Below are 14,711 nucleotides of genomic sequence, written 5' to 3' on the forward strand. Positions count from 1 at the left end.
AGGTCTCCCGGCGCCCGCTCGTCGTTCCGCACCGTTCCGCTGTCGCTCCAGCTGCTGCTGTTCAGCCGCAGGTCAGGGGCGGTCGTCCAGGTCCGTGCCGTCCACGGCGTCCGGTCCGTCCGCCTCCGCGTCGGCCTGCTTGGCCTGGACATCGGGGTCGAGGACCGTCGAGCCGCTTCCGTCGACCGAGGTCAGCGGGGCACGGTCGTCGACCTCGGTGGGGGCGGGCGGCTCGACCAGCCAGTCGGGGTTGGCCTGCTTGTCCCACCAGCGCCAGGCGACGTAGGCGCCGCCCGCGAGGACGGAGACCACGGCCAGCCCCTTGAACGTCCGGCCCGCCCTGGCCCGCCGCTCGTGCTTACGGGCCAGCTTCCTGATCTCCTTCGCCGTGACCTGCCCCCGCAGAGCGGCCAGTGCGGCGGCGCTGCGGGCACTGGCCTCCTGGGCGACCGGCTGGGCCGCGGCCATCGCGTGCTCGACGCGGGGCACGGTGTAGTCCGCCGCGGTCCGGGCGGCCTGACGGGTACGGACCGCGGCGCGCTGCGCGGCCTCGTCGACCTTGGGGGGCACATGCGTACGGGCGAGTTCGATACGTGGTGCGAGGTGCGCGCCGTACTGGACGCGGGCCTGATGAGCTGCCTTCGAAACCTTCGGCGCGAGCAGCGTGCGGGCCTCGTGCGCGTAGTGAACGGCCTGTTCCCTGGCCGTATCGGCGTAGGGGGCCGCCGCTACCGCGGCGTGCTGCACGCTGTCCCTCGCCGAGTCGGTTGCGGCGCGCACGCTGTCGATGCGGGTCACGGGATCCTCCTCCTTGATGGCGGGTTGGTACTCCGCCTGTCCACCCAATTCGAGATCATGCCTACTCGGGGCCTGCGCGGCACGCGGGGCGGGCATCCGGGTTATTCAGGTCATGAGGGACACCCTCGGGCAATGAGGTGCAAGGGGAGCCTGTCGACGACAATGCCATGGTTCGGCCCGGCCCGCGCCGGTTCGTCACGCACTTGGCCGCATTCGTTTCGCCGGAGGCCGGCGCGGGGCGCCCGCGCGGTGTGTGCGGGTCCGGCGACGCGGGGTGCGTGGGACGGGCGCCGCGGGGTGCGGACCGTGCGAGGATCGGTGGACGTCAGAGCAGACTTACGGAAGGCAGATCGTGGCCGAGCAGCTTTACGCCACCTTGAAGACCAATCAGGGCGACATCGAGATCCGGCTTCTGCCGAACCACGCGCCCAAGACGGTCAGGAACTTCGTCGAGCTCGCCAACGGTGAGCGCGAGTGGACCCACCCCGCGACCGGGAAGAAGTCCACGGACCGGCTGTACGACGGCACCGTCTTCCACCGCGTCATCAGCGGGTTCATGATCCAGGGCGGCGACCCGCTGGGCAACGGCACGGGCGGCCCGGGGTACGAGTTCGGTGACGAGTTCCACCCCGATCTGGCCTTCACCAAGCCGTACCTGCTGGCCATGGCGAACGCCGGCCCGGGGACCAACGGCTCGCAGTTCTTCGTGACGGTGTCGCCGACCGCCTGGCTGACCGGCAAGCACACCATCTTCGGTGAGGTCGTGGACCCGGCGAGCCAGAAGGTCGTCGACGCCATCGCGGCCGCCCCGACCAACCCGCGCACCGACCGCCCGGTGCAGGACGTGGTCATCGAACAGGTCGTCGTCGAGAAGCGCTGAGCGTCGTGTTCGAGAAGCGCTGAGCGTCGTCGCTAAGCGCCGAACGTAGTCGGCCGCTCACTCTCCGGTCCGTCCGGGAACCAACTGCCCCGCTCGTCCGTACTTGATGACAGAACGGACGTGCGGGGCGGCTCGGTGTGCCGCGCCGCGATGACGAGGACCGAGGGGACCGGGAAGCGATGGGACCGATGGACCAGCAGCCGCCGGGCGAGCAGAACGCGTCCGCTCCCGTGGACGGTCCGGTCACCTGCTACCGCCACCCGGGCCGGGAGACGGGGGTCCGCTGCACCCGCTGCGACCGCCCGATCTGCCCGGACTGCATGGTCAGCGCCTCGGTCGGCTTCCAGTGCCCGGACTGCGTCCGGCAGGGATCCGGTACGGGACACAGCCCGGCCGCGAATCGGCCGCGCACGATCGCCGGCGGCTCGGTCGCGGCGGACCCCCGCCTGATCACCAAGATCCTCCTCGGGATCAACATCGCGGTGTTCGTCGCGGTGCTGGCCAACGGCGCGCTGGTCGACGATCTGGTGCTGCTGGGCCGCGCCAACTTCTACTACGGCGGTCCGCTGGAGGGAATCGCGGAGGGCCAGTGGTACCGGCTGGTCACGTCGATGTTCCTGCACCAGGAGGTGTGGCACATCGCCTTCAACATGCTGGGGCTGTGGTGGCTCGGCGGTCCGCTGGAGGCGGCGCTGGGCCGCGCCCGTTTCCTCGCGCTCTACATGCTCTCCGGGCTGGCGGGCAGCGCCCTGACCTACTGGCTCGCCGCGCCGAACCAGCCCTCGCTGGGTGCCTCCGGCGCCATCTTCGGTCTGCTGGGCGCCACCGCGGTGCTCATGCGCCGGCTGAACTACAACATGCGCCCGGTCTTCGCGCTCCTCGCGATCAACCTGGTCATCACCTTCAACCCCTGGGGCGGAATCGCCTGGCAGGCACATGTCGGCGGGCTGGTCGCGGGCACGCTGATCGCGATCGGCATGGTGCACGCTCCACGCGAGCGGCGGAATCTGGTGCAGTACGGCACCTGTGCCGTGGCCCTGGTCGTGGTGATCCTGGTCGTGGTCCTCAGAACGGCCTCGCTGACGTAGAAAGTGCGCCGTCAGCTCGATGCAGACCGTTTGTGATCGAAGTTGTCCACAGTGTCCACCTGATCTTGTGCATTCAGTGGGTACAACTGTGCCCCTTGTCGCTGAGCTGGGTTTTTCCAGCAGGGACAAGGGGCGTACCGCCCGATCGAGCGGCGGCTGCAGTCACACCGGCGTCAACGGCCGGGGAGTTATCCACAGATCGTCTGACCTTTTCCCCCGCCTGTGGATAACGCTGTGGGTAACTCAGGGCAAGGCTTGCGGAACCGGGGTCCGCTGTGGTGCTGCGCGCTCGCCGCTGTGGTGCTACGCGCTCGGTGGAGCTACTTCCACTGGGTGGAGACGCCGAAGCCGCCGGCGATGAAGCCGAAGCCGACGACGATGTTCCAGTTCCCCAGTGCCTTGATCGGCAGGTCGCCGTCGGTCACGTAGAAAACGACGATCCAGGCCAGACCGATCAGGAACAGCGCCAGCATGACCGGCGCCACCCAACTGCGGTTGGTCAGCTTTATGGCCGTCGCCTGCTTCGCCGGAGGGGGCGTGAAATCGGCCTTCTTGCGGATACGTGACTTCGGCACGAGGAACTCTCCTGTCGATGCGCTGCGTTACCGCGCAGGGAACTGTTGGCTGACGCCGGGCGTGGCGCGAGGGGGAAATCCTGCCTCCCCCGGGCGTCCGTTAGCGTAGTGCTTCCGTGGCGCCGAAGGAGATAAGGGTACGTTGAGCAATTCTGCCGACTCTCCCCCAGGGCCGGTCCGGCGCTCCCTCCGGAATCCGGTCAGAGTGCTCACCGCTGCCGTTTTCGCCCTGGCCGGTCTGATCTTCGTCACCAGCGCGAACACGGCCAAGGGCACCGACATCCGCACGGACTCCTCGCTGCTGAAGCTCTCCGACCTCATCCAGCAGCGCAGCGGGAAGAACGCCGGCCTGGAGGAATCCGCCGCGTCCGTGCGCGGGGACATCGATGCCCTCGCCCAGCGCGACGACGGCAGCACCAAGGCGGAGGACGCCCGGCTCAAGGCGCTGGAGCGGTCGGCCGGCACCGCGAAGCTCTCCGGCCGGGCCGTGTCCGTCACCCTCGACGACGCCCCGCCGAACGCCACTGCCAGCCCCGGCTACCCCGATCCGCAACCCAACGACCTGGTCATCCACCAGCAGGACCTGCAAGCGGTCGTCAACGCCCTGTGGCAGGGCGGGGCCGGTGGCATCGAGGTCATGGACCAGCGGCTGATCTCCACCAGCGCGGTGCGCTGCGTCGGCAACACCCTGATCCTCCAGGGCCGGGTCTACTCACCGCCGTACAAGATCACGGCCGTGGGTGACCCCGGAAAGCTCAAGCAGGCACTGAACGCCTCCCCGGCGATCCAGAACTATCTGCTCTACGTGAAGGCGTACGGGCTCGGCTGGAAAGTCGATGAGCGCCAGGCGGTGACTCTTCCCGGCTACTCGGGCACAGTGGATCTCCACTATGCGGAGCCGGTGAAGTAGCGACAGCTGCGGGGAGGCCGACCGGTGTCGGTGCGACTGATCGTCAGGACGTTCAGCGAACTGTGCATCACCATCGGTGCCCTGATCGTGCTCTTTGTGGTGTACGTGCTGTTCTGGACCGGGGTGAAGGCCGCCGGTGCGACCGAGGGACAGATCGACGACCTGCAACGCCAGTGGGCCTCGGGGACGATCTCCGCACCCGCCCCGGCCCCCTCGGTATCCCCCTCGCCGAAGTCGCCGTCATCGCCGGACCCGAAGAACCCGAAGACCCAGAACCCGAAGACTCCGACGAACCCGGCCCCGAAGGCGTACCGCGACGGGAAGCCGTTCGCGATGCTCTACATACCGCGCTTCGGGAAGGGGTGGGACTGGCCCATCCTGGAGAACACCGAGGTGAAGACCTTGCAGAAGGGGCTGGGGCACTACCGCGGCACCGCCCGCCCAGGAGCCACCGGCAACTTCGCGGTGGCCGGCCACCGCCGCACCTACGGCGACCCCTTCAAGGACTTCCCGAAGCTGCGTCCGGGGGACCCGGTGCTGGTGACGGACGGGACGACGTGGTTCACGTACCGCATCGACAAGAAGCCCTACCGCACCGTGCCGAGCGATATCGGCGTCATCGACCCCGTCCCGCGCAAGTCCGGCTTCGACGGGCCCGGCCGCTATCTGACGCTGACGACGTGCGACCCGGAATGGGGCAGCAGCCACCGGCTGATCGCCTGGGCGCACCTGGACGCGACCCAGCCCGTCACCGACGGAAGGCCCGCGGCTTTCCACAGCTGACCCACGGCTCTGCCCCCGACCTTTACTCTGGTCCCGTATCGAATACGGAGGGGTCAGCATGTACGGCTGGATCTGGCGTCATCTGCCGGGCAACGCGTGGGTGCGCGGGTTCATCTCACTCGTGCTCGCCCTGGCGGTTGTCTACGTGCTGTTCCAGTACGTCTTCCCGTGGGCGGAGCCGCTGCTTCCGTTCGGCGATGTGACGGTCGACGGCGCGGCCGCGACGGGGGCCGGCCGATGAGCGCCCGCATCCTGGTCGTCGACAACTACGACAGCTTCGTCTTCAACCTCGTCCAGTACCTCTACCAACTCGGCGCCGAGTGCGAGGTGCTGCGCAACGACGAGGTGACCACGGCGCACGCCCAGGACGGCTTCGACGGCGTCCTGCTCTCGCCGGGCCCCGGCACCCCGGAGCACGCGGGCGTCTGCGTCGACATGGTCCGGCACTGCGCGCGGACCGGCGTCCCGGTCTTCGGGGTCTGCCTCGGGATGCAGTCGATGGCGGTGGCGTACGGCGGTGTCGTGGACCGCGCCCCCGAACTGCTGCACGGCAAGACGTCCGCGGTGATCCATCAGGGCAAGGGCGTGTTCGCCGGTCTGCCCTCGCCCTTCACCGCGACCCGCTACCACTCGCTCGCCGCGGAGCCGGACACGGTTCCCGGAGAGCTGGAGGTCACCGCGCGCACGGCCGACGGCATCATCATGGGGCTGCGGCACCGGGAGCTGGCGGTCGAGGGAGTGCAGTTCCATCCGGAGTCGGTGCTCACCGAGCACGGCCATCTGATGCTGGCGAACTGGCTGGCGCAGTGCGGTGACGCCGGAGCCGTCGAGAGGTCGGCAGGGCTCGCGCCGGTGGTGGGCAAGGCCGTCGCGTGACCCCACCGCGCCACGGTCGCGACGCCGGCCCGCACGAAGAGGGGACGGACGGGGCCGCGGGCGCTTTCGAGGCGGCGGTCGGCCAGCTGGCGGACCCGCTGAACGACCCGTTGCCCGGGGAGCACGCCTCCCCCTGGTTCCGCGCGGAGAACGCCCCCGCGAGCGCGGCCGGTCCGGGAGCCCCCGGTACGCCGTCGCCGCAGGCGCCACACGGGCCGCAGGCGGCTCAGGAACCCCCGCGTGAGTGGTACGACCCCGAGGGATACGAACGGGACTGGTACGGCCACCGGGAGCCCGTCCCGGCTGCCCCGACCGCTCCGGCTGCTCCGGCCCCGGTGCCACCCGCCCACGACGAGACGGTCGCACTGCGGACGCCGGGCCCCCGGCGAATAGCGCCTCACGTGCAGCCGCGGCCGCAAGCGCAGGCGCCGCACCGCCCGGAGCCGCAGCGCGGGCCGGCGGCCGAGGACGCCACGGAAGTCATGACGGTGGTACCGGCCGCCGGGCGCGTGGATGCCCCGGACGTCACGGATGCCCCGGACCAGGAGTCGAACAGCACGGGCGGCCGGGCCGAGCGGCGGCGTGCGGCCAAGGGCCGCGGCCGCAGGCGCGGCGACCAGCGTCCGGCGCCCGCGTCCGGGCCCGCCGCCCCCGCGAAGCCGATGTCGCGCGTCGAGGCACGACGGGCCGCGCGGGCGGCCAAGGACAGCCCGGCCGTCGTGGTCAGCCGGGTGGTCGGTGAGCTGTTCATCTCGCTCGGCGTGCTGATGCTGCTGTTCGTCACGTACCAGCTGTGGTGGACCAACGTGCGCGCCGACCAGATCGCCGGCAACGAGACGCACAAGATCCAGGACAACTGGGCCAGCGGAAAGCGTGCCCCCGGCGTGTTCGAGGCCGGTCAGGGCTTCGCCATCATCCACATCCCGAAGCTGGACGTGGTCACGCCGGTCGCCGAGGGCACCAGCAAGGAGAAGGTCCTGGACCGCGGCATGGTCGGCCACTACAGCGAGAAGCCGCTGCGCACGGCGATGCCGTCGGACAAGCAGGGCAACTTCGCGCTGGCCGGCCACCGCAACACCCACGGTGAGCCGTTCCGCTACATCAACCGGCTGAAGCCCGGTGACCCGATCGTGGTCGAGACGCAGGACGCGTACTACACCTACGAGATGACGAGTGTGCTGCCCCAGACCTCGCCGTCCAATGTGTCGGTGATCGGCCCGGTGCCGCCGCAGTCGGGGTTCACCAAGCCCGGTCGGTACATCACACTGACGACCTGTACGCCCGAATTCACGAGTACGTACCGAATGATCGTCTGGGGCAAGATGGTCGACGAACGCCCGCGCAGCAAGGGGAAGCCCGACGTGCTCGTGGACTGAACGGGCCGGACATCATCAGAACAGGGGCGGTGCGGTGGCAGCGAGGACCGAGGACCAAGAGCGGATCGGCGACTCCGCACCCGTGGTGCGGCGCACGCGCCGCCATCCCGTCGCGACCGCGGTCAGCGTCTTCGGTGAAGTCCTGATCACGGCGGGACTGGTGCTCGGTCTCTTCGTCGTCTACTCCCTCTGGTGGACCAACGTGCTCGCCGACCGCGAGGCCGCCAAGCAGGGGCACACCGTCCGCGACCGCTGGGCCGACGGCCCGGGGGCGCTGGACACCAAGGACGGCATCGGCTTCCTGCACGTCCCGTCGATGAAGAACGGCGAGGTGCTCGTCAAGAAGGGCACCGACACCGAGAACCTCAACGACGGCATCGCCGGCTACTACACCGAACCGGTGAAGTCAGCGCTCCCCTCGGCCGAGAAGGGCAACTTCGCCCTGGCCGCCCACCGGGACGGCCACGGGGCGAAGTTCCACAACATCGACAAGGTGCGGACCGGGGACGCGGTCGTCTTCGAGACCAAGGACACCTGGTACGTCTACAAGGTCTTCAAGGAGCTTCCGGAGACGTCGAAGTACAACGTCGACGTGCTCCAGGGGGTCCCGAAGGGCTCTGGCAAGAAGAAGCCCGGCCGCTACATCACGCTGACGACGTGCACGCCCGTCTTCACGTCGAAGTACCGCTACATCGTGTGGGGCGAGCTGGTCCGCACGGAGAAGGTCGACCGCGACCGTACGAAGCCGGCGGAGCTGCGCTGAGCCGAGCACCGACAAGCACGGGGCCCCGATCACCGTTGAGGTGATCGGGGCCCCGTGCTGTGTCGCGACGGCTATCGGCTAGTGGCCGTTGTTCCCGCCCAGGAAACCGTTCCCGTCCCCGTCCCCGTCTCCGCCTCCGCCTCCGCCCATCGTGGTGAGGGTGACAGGGGTGTTGGCCGGGTCGGCCTGGCTGTTCGGCTGCGGGTCGATGCCGCTGACGATGGCGTTGTCGTCGTCGGAGCTGCCCTCCGCGAACTGGATGTTCGTGAAGCCGGCATCGTTCAGGATCTGCTTGGCCTCGGAGACCTTCTTCATCCTGACCTCGGGAACGGGCTTCGTCGTCGGCTGCGGCGGGCCCTTGGAGACCTTGAGGAGGATCGCGGTGTCCTTGCCGACCTTCTCGTTGGCCGCCGGGGTCTGGCCGACGACCTCGCCCGCGGGCTTCTCGTCGTTGTCGACCTCGGACTTGCCGATGTTTGTGAAGCCGTTGCCGGTGAGCTGCGCGACCGCGTCCTCGTACATACGGCCACTCACATCGGGCACCAGAACCAGCTTCTCCGTCGCGACCGAGATCTCGACTTCGGAGTTCTTCTCGGCCTTGGCGTTGCCCTTGGGCGACTGGTCCAGGACGGTGCCCGGCTGGGCGTCGGCGGACTCCACCGACTTGACGTTGACCGTGAAGCCCTGGTCCTCAAGGAGCTTGCGCGCGCTCTCCTCGGACTTCTCCGTGACGTCCGGGACGCTGACCTTCGGCGCGCCGGTGGAGACGAAGACCGTCAGGGTCTCGTTCTCCGACATCTGCTCGTCGGGCGTCGGGGTCTGCCGGCAGATCTTGTTCTTCGGCTGGTCCTTGCACGCTTCCTTCGGGCCCTGCTTGAGCACGATGGTGGCGTTGTCGGCGAGCCTCTGCGCTTCCTTGACGGTGCTGCCGACCATGTTGGGCGCGTCGAACTTGCTGTCGCCGCCGCCGGTTTCACCGAAGACCGACTTGCCGATCAGGACCGCCCCGATCAGCACCAGGACGCCGGCGACGATCAGCAGGATCGTCGAGGTGTTGCTCTTCTTCTGACGGCGGCGGTCGGGCCGGTCGTCGTAGCCGTAGCCGCCGTCGTCCGGGTTGACCGGGGGCAGCATCGAGGTCTGGGCGCCGTTCTGGTCCGCGGGGCGCAGGGCGGTGGTGGGCTGGTCGCTGCCGTACCCGTCGTAGCCGCCGTAGCCGGCCGCGCCCATCGCCGCGGTGGCGGCGACCGGCTGGCCGTCGAGGCAGGCCTCGATGTCGGCGCGCATCTCGTCGGCCGACTGGTAGCGGTAGTCCGGGTCCTTGACCAGGGCCTTCAACACGATCGCGTCCATCTCGGGCGTGATCTCGGGGTCGAAGTTGCTCGGGGTCTGCGGCTCTTCCCGTACGTGCTGGTAGGCGACCGCGACGGGGGAGTCACCGATGAACGGCGGCCGGACCGTCAGCAGCTCGTAGAGCAGGCAACCCGTCGAATAAAGGTCCGACCTGGCGTCGACCTGCTCGCCCTTGGCCTGCTCCGGGGAGAGGTACTGGGCGGTGCCGATGACGGCCGAGGTCTGGGTCATCGTCATACCGGAGTCGCCCATGGCGCGGGCGATGCCGAAGTCCATGACCTTGACCTGGCCGGTGCGCGTCAGCATGACGTTGGCCGGCTTGATGTCACGGTGGACGATGCCCGCGCGGTGCGAGTACTCCAGCGCCTGGAGGATGCCGACCGTCATCTCGAGGGTGCGCTCCGGCAGCAGCCTGCGGCCCGAGTGCAGCAGCTCTCTGAGCGTCGAGCCGTCCACGTACTCCATGACGATGTACGGGATCGAGACCCCGTCGACGTAGTCCTCACCCGTGTCGTACACCGCGACGATCGCCGGATGGTTCAGGGAGGCGGCGGACTGGGCCTCACGGCGGAACCGGGCCTGGAAGGACGGGTCGCGGGCGAGGTCCGCCCGCAGCGTCTTCACAGCTACGGTGCGGCCGAGCCGGGTGTCGTGGGCGAGGTATACCTCGGCCATGCCACCACGGCCGAGCACCGAGCCCAGCTCGTACCGGCCGCCGAGGCGACGCGGCTCTTCCATAACTGTTCCAGCCCTCTCCGTCAGTCCTGACCGCACCGGTGTGCGGTCCGGCGGTGTGCTGTTCGCGCATACGCTACCGGCCGCGCCCTACGTGATCGGCCCGCAGCCCCTACCTGATATCCGACCGGTATCCCAACGTGCGGATATGGCATCAGGCGTGACGGGCGTCACTTCTTGCTGTCGATGACCGCCTGCATGACCTTCTTCGCGATGGGGGCCGCCAGGCCGCCACCGGAGATGTCGTCGCGGGTGGCCTTGCTGTCCTCGACGACCACGGCGACGGCGACGGGGGAGCCGCTGTCGGTCTTCGCGTACGAGACGAACCAGGCGTAGGGATTCTCGCTGTTGCCGAGACCGTGCTGGGCCGTACCCGTCTTGCCGCCGACGGTGACACCGGGGATCTTGGCGTTACTGCCCGTTCCCGACTCGACGACGGTCTTCATCATTTCCTGGATCTTCTGGGCGTTCTCACCCGACAGGGGCTGGCTGAGCTGCTCCGGCTCGTGGGTGTAGATGTCGTCCAGGCTGGGCGACTGCCGCTTGGCGACCATGTACGGCTGCATCAGCTTGCCGTCGTTGGCGACCGCGGAGGCGACCATGGCCATCTGGAGCGGGGTGGCGCGGTTGGAGGCCTGACCGATGCCGGCCATCGCGTTCTGCGGCGGGTTGTCCTTGGGGTAGACGCTCTCGGTGGCGCGGACCGGGGTGAAGACGTCCTTGTTGAAGCCGAACTTGTCGGCCTGGTCGATCATCTTCTGGTTGCCGAGGTCATCGCTGATCTTGCCGAAGACGGTGTTGCAGGAAATCCGCAGCGCTTCCCGGAGCGAGACGTTCTCGCACTGGATGCTGCCCTCGTTCGGCAGGTCCTGGGTGGTCTGGGGCAGGCGGAAGGGCACCGGCGACTTCGTCTTGGCGTCGATGTCGGTGTAGAGCCCGTTCTCCAGCGCGGCGGCCGCGGTGACGATCTTGAAGGTCGAACCGGGCGGGTAGGTCTCGCGCAATGCCCGGTTGAGCATCGGCTTGTCCTTGTCCTTCTGGAGCGCCTGCCAGGCCTTGGAGTCCTTGTTGGAGTTGCCCGCGAAGGTCGAGGGGTCGTACGAGGGCGTGCTGGCGAGTGCCAGGATGGCGCCGGTCTGCGGGTCGAGGGCGGCGACGGCGCCCTTCTTGTCACCGAGCCCCGTGAAGGCGGCCTTCTGCGCGGCGGAGTTGAGCGTGGTGACGACGTTGCCGCCCTGCTTCTTGTCGCCGGTGAACATCGACATGGTGCGGTCGAAGAACAGCTGGTCGTCGTTGCCGGTGAGGATGCCGTCCTCCAGCTTCTCCAGCTGAGAGGCGTCGAACGCCTGCGAGGAGTAGCCGGTGACCGGGGCCCACATGGGGCCGTCCTGCCAGACCCGCTTGTACTTGAAGTCGCTGTCCTCGGTCTCCTTGGACCCGGTGACGGCCTTGCCGCCGTCGACGATGATGTCGCCGCGCTCGTGGGCGTACCGCTCGATACGGACGCGGCGGTTCTCGTCGCGGGTGTTGAGCTCGTCGGCCTTCACGTACTGGAGGTAGTTGGTCCGCGCGAGCAGGGCGAAGATGAGGACGCCGCAGAAGATCGCGATCCGGCGCAGGGGCTTGTTCACGGTCGGACCACCTGGGTCATCTCGGCGTCGGAGGTAGGCGCGGGGGTCGGGGCGGGGCGGCGGGCGGTGTCGCTGATCCGGATGAGGATCCCGATCAGGGCCCAGTTGGCGATCACGGAGGATCCACCGGCGGCGAGGAAGGGCATCGTCATGCCGGTCAGCGGGATGAGGCCCATCACACCGCCGGCGACGACGAAGACCTGGATGGCGAAGGCGCCGGAGAGGCCGATGGCGAGGAGCTTGCCGAAGGGGTCACGTGCGGCGAGTGCCGTCCGGACGCCGCGCTCGACGATGAGGCCGTAGATCAGCAGGAAGGCCATCATTCCGGCGAGTCCGAGTTCTTCACCGACCGTGGAGAGGATGAAGTCGGCGTTGGCGGCGAAACCGATCAGGTCGGAGTGGCCCTGGCCCCAGCCGGTGCCCAGGGTTCCTCCGGAACCGAAGGACATGATGGCGTTGGAGATCTGCTCGCAGGCGCCACTCACGTCGGTCGTGTAGCAGGCGAACGGATCCTGCCAGGCGGTCACTCGTGACTGCACGTGCGGCTCGAAGGTGGCGACACCCGCGGCGCCGGCCGCCGACATCAGCAGGCCGAAGACGATCCAGCTGGTCCGCTCCGTTGCGACGTACAGCATGATCACGAAGAGACCGAAGAACAGCAGCGAGGTCCCGAGGTCGGTCTCGAAGACCAGGATCAGGATCGATACCGCCCAGATGACCAGAATCGGACCGAGGTCACGGCCGCGGGGCAGGTAGAGCCCCATGAACCGGCGGCTGGCCAGGGCCAGGGCATCACGTTTCACCATGAGATAGCCGGAGAAGAAGATCGCGATGATGATCTTCGCGAACTCGCCGGGCTGGATGTGGAAGGGGCCGAGACTGACCCAGATCTTGGCACCGTTAACCGCTGGGAAGAACATCGGCAGGACCAGCAGGACCAGTGCCGCCACCATGGAGATGTAGGTGTAGCGCTGCAGGATGCGATGGTCCTTGAGAATGACCAGTACCGCCACCAGCAGGGCGACGCCGACAGCGGAGTACATCAGCTGTTTGGGGGCGTCAGGGGTGAACTTGCCCCACGCGCCCTCGGCACGGTCGATCAGCCGCTGCGACTGGTCCAGCCGCCAGATCAGTACCAGTCCAAGGCCGTTCAGCAGCGTGGCCAATGGCAGCAGCAGCGGATCCGCGTACGGGGCGAACTTGCGCACCACGAGGTGGGCCACGCCGCCGAGCAGGATCAGGCCGAGGCTGTATCCGAACATGCCGGACGGGAGGTTCCCGTCGATGGCGAGGCCCACGTTGGCGTAGGCGAACACCGAGATGGCGATGGCGAAGACCATCATCATCAGTTCGGTGTTGCGCCGGCTCGGTGCGTCGATCGCGCCGATCGTGGTCGTGTTGGTGACAACGCTCATAGTGCTGAAGGCCCCCTACGGCTTTACTGCTTACCGCACTGCGGGACCAGCTTCTTCTCTTCCTCCGAGAGGCTGGGACCAGGAGTGGGAGTCGCTGAAGTCTGGTTGGTCTTGGTGGCGCCGGACTTTCCGGACGACTTGTTGGTGTCCGTGTCCGTACCGCCGGCCTGGCCCTCGTCACTGGGGGCGTTCTTCTCGGCTGCGCGGCGCTGTGCGTTCTTCTTGCAGGCAGTCGCCTGGACGGAGAGTTCGCTGATCTTCTCGCGGGCGTCCGCGAGGTTGCCCTCGGTGATGGTCGCCTCGACCTGCTTGCGCTGGTAGGGCGGCAGGTACTTGAGTTCGATCTCGGGGTGGTCGTTCTCCACCTTCGAGAGCGAGACCCAGGCGAGGTCCTGGCTGATGCCCCGGTACAGCGCGACGTTGTCGTTCTTCGCGCCCACGTAGAACTGGGTCTGCGTCCAGCGGTAGCCGCCGTACAGACCGCCGCCGATGACCGCCAGCGCGAGCACGACGTACAGCGACCTCTTGAGCCACTTGCGGCCGCCGGGCTTGACGAAGTCCTCGTCGGAGTAGGACCCGAAGGACCCCTCCGGCATCCCGTCGTACCCGGAGTCGTCACCGCTGCCGGGCGGACCGAAGCCGCCCGAGGGCGGCGGGACGGGACGGCCGAGGCCTGCGGCCCGTCCGGCGGGGGTCTGCATCGCGCCGCCGTCGTTGAGCTGGGCGGCCTGGTTCTCCGCCACCGCGCCGACGATGACGGGGGTGTCGTTGAGCTGCCCGGCCAGGGTGTCGTTGCCGTCGACGTCGAAGACGTCCGCGACGATGCAGGTGATGTTGTCCGGGCCACCGCCGCGCAGAGCGAGCTGGATCAGGTCCTGGATGGTCTCCTGCGGCCCCTGGTAGCTGGCGAGCGTCTCCTCCATCGTCTGGTGGGAGACGACGCCGGAGAGGCCGTCGGAGCAGATCAGATAACGGTCGCCGGCCCGGACCTCGCGGATGGAGAGGTCGGGTTCGACGTGGTCGCCACTGCCCAGCGCGCGCATCAGCAGGGAGCGCTGCGGGTGGGTGGTGGCCTCCTCCTCGGTGATCCGGCCCTCGTCGACCAGCCGCTGGACCCAGGTGTGGTCCTGCGTGATCTGGGTCAGTACGCCGTCACGCAGCAGGTAGGCGCGTGAGTCACCGACGTGTACGAGGCCGAGCCGCTGCCCGGTCCACAGGAGGGCGGTGAGCGTGGTGCCCATGCCCTCCAGCTGCGGGTCCTCCTCGACCATCATGCGCAGCTGGTCGTTGGCCCGCTGGACCGCCGTACCGAGCGAGGTGAGGATGTCGGAACCGGGTACGTCGTCGTCCAGCTGGACGAGTGTGGAGATCACCTCGGAACTGGCGACCTCACCCGCCGCCTGTCCGCCCATTCCGTCGGCGATGGCGAGAAGGCGGGGTCCGGCGTAGCCGGAGTCCTCGTTGCCTTCCCGGATCATGCCCTTGTGCGATCCGGCGGCGAAGCGCAGGGAAAGACTCATGCGCACCT

The 14,711-nt window shown here is 68.5% G+C and carries 14 protein-coding genes; 8 read left to right on the top strand and 6 right to left on the bottom strand.

The features are described 5' to 3' along the window. Positions 1–72: 72 nt before the first annotated feature. Positions 73–798: a DUF5324 family protein gene (locus ACIP89_RS08440; RefSeq protein ID WP_401924937.1), complete on the bottom strand. Its 726-nt coding sequence runs from the start codon at positions 796–798 to the stop codon at positions 73–75. Between the two features lie 352 nt (positions 799–1,150). Here ACIP89_RS08440 and ACIP89_RS08445 point away from each other — a divergent pair, with 352 nt between their 5' ends. Both ACIP89_RS08445 and ACIP89_RS08450 read left to right on the top strand, forming a co-directional pair. Further along, the gene (locus ACIP89_RS08445; RefSeq protein ID WP_401924935.1) at positions 1,151–1,678 is read left to right on the top strand and encodes a peptidylprolyl isomerase; all 528 of its coding nucleotides are present in this window, start codon (positions 1,151–1,153) and stop codon (positions 1,676–1,678) included. A 188-nt stretch (positions 1,679–1,866) separates the two neighbouring features. After that, complete coding sequence (locus tag ACIP89_RS08450) at positions 1,867–2,766, top strand: rhomboid family intramembrane serine protease (protein WP_401925203.1); 900 nt, start codon at positions 1,867–1,869, stop codon at positions 2,764–2,766. Between the two features lie 320 nt (positions 2,767–3,086). On the opposite strand, the gene crgA is transcribed toward ACIP89_RS08450, so the two are convergent. Further along, positions 3,087–3,341, bottom strand: coding sequence for a cell division protein CrgA (gene crgA, locus ACIP89_RS08455; protein WP_250968724.1), 255 nt, complete (start codon positions 3,339–3,341; stop codon positions 3,087–3,089). 142 nt (positions 3,342–3,483) lie between these two features. On the opposite strand from crgA, the gene ACIP89_RS08460 reads away from it, so the two are divergent. The 6 genes from ACIP89_RS08460 to ACIP89_RS08485 are packed head-to-tail and all read left to right on the top strand — an operon-like array spanning position 3,484 to position 8,049. Beyond that, on the top strand, positions 3,484–4,251 hold the full coding sequence (locus ACIP89_RS08460) for a DUF881 domain-containing protein (RefSeq protein ID WP_401924932.1): 768 nt from the start codon (positions 3,484–3,486) through the stop codon (positions 4,249–4,251). A 24-nt stretch (positions 4,252–4,275) separates the two neighbouring features. Then, entirely contained in the window at positions 4,276–5,034 is a 759-nt protein-coding gene (locus ACIP89_RS08465; RefSeq protein ID WP_401924930.1) for a class E sortase, read from the top strand. Between the two features lie 58 nt (positions 5,035–5,092). Then, positions 5,093–5,275 carry a hypothetical protein gene (locus tag ACIP89_RS08470; RefSeq protein ID WP_371777322.1) on the top strand — a complete coding sequence of 61 codons (183 nt, stop codon included), beginning with the start codon at positions 5,093–5,095 and terminating at the stop codon, positions 5,273–5,275. Beyond that, entirely contained in the window at positions 5,272–5,910 is a 639-nt protein-coding gene (locus ACIP89_RS08475) for an aminodeoxychorismate/anthranilate synthase component II (RefSeq protein ID WP_401924927.1), read from the top strand. The genes ACIP89_RS08470 and ACIP89_RS08475 overlap by 4 nt, the downstream gene beginning before the upstream one ends. Continuing rightward, positions 5,907–7,286, top strand: coding sequence for a class E sortase (locus ACIP89_RS08480; RefSeq protein WP_402113837.1), 1,380 nt, complete (start codon positions 5,907–5,909; stop codon positions 7,284–7,286). Before ACIP89_RS08475 ends, ACIP89_RS08480 begins: the two co-directional genes overlap by 4 nt. Before the next feature lie 34 nt (positions 7,287–7,320). Continuing rightward, positions 7,321–8,049: a class E sortase gene (locus ACIP89_RS08485; RefSeq protein WP_401924922.1), complete on the top strand. Its 729-nt coding sequence runs from the start codon at positions 7,321–7,323 to the stop codon at positions 8,047–8,049. Between the two features lie 78 nt (positions 8,050–8,127). Here the strand turns inward: ACIP89_RS08485 and pknB are convergent, their stop codons facing one another. The 4 genes from pknB to ACIP89_RS08505 all read right to left on the bottom strand — a co-directional run bounded on the left by pknB (position 8,128) and on the right by ACIP89_RS08505 (position 14,703). Beyond that, positions 8,128–10,140 carry a Stk1 family PASTA domain-containing Ser/Thr kinase gene (gene pknB, locus ACIP89_RS08490; protein WP_402113839.1) on the bottom strand — a complete coding sequence of 671 codons (2,013 nt, stop codon included), beginning with the start codon at positions 10,138–10,140 and terminating at the stop codon, positions 8,128–8,130. A 167-nt stretch (positions 10,141–10,307) separates the two neighbouring features. Beyond that, positions 10,308–11,768 carry a peptidoglycan D,D-transpeptidase FtsI family protein gene (locus ACIP89_RS08495; protein WP_401924918.1) on the bottom strand — a complete coding sequence of 487 codons (1,461 nt, stop codon included), beginning with the start codon at positions 11,766–11,768 and terminating at the stop codon, positions 10,308–10,310. Next, positions 11,765–13,183 carry an FtsW/RodA/SpoVE family cell cycle protein gene (locus ACIP89_RS08500; protein ID WP_401926103.1) on the bottom strand — a complete coding sequence of 473 codons (1,419 nt, stop codon included), beginning with the start codon at positions 13,181–13,183 and terminating at the stop codon, positions 11,765–11,767. Before ACIP89_RS08500 ends, ACIP89_RS08495 begins: the two co-directional genes overlap by 4 nt. Positions 13,184–13,206: 23 nt before the next feature. After that, positions 13,207–14,703, bottom strand: coding sequence for a Stp1/IreP family PP2C-type Ser/Thr phosphatase (locus tag ACIP89_RS08505; protein WP_401924913.1), 1,497 nt, complete (start codon positions 14,701–14,703; stop codon positions 13,207–13,209). Positions 14,704–14,711: the final 8 nt, after the last annotated feature.

Source organism: Streptomyces sp. NPDC088730 (genome assembly GCF_044751215.1).
Classification (GTDB): Bacteria; Actinomycetota; Actinomycetes; order Streptomycetales; family Streptomycetaceae; genus Streptomyces.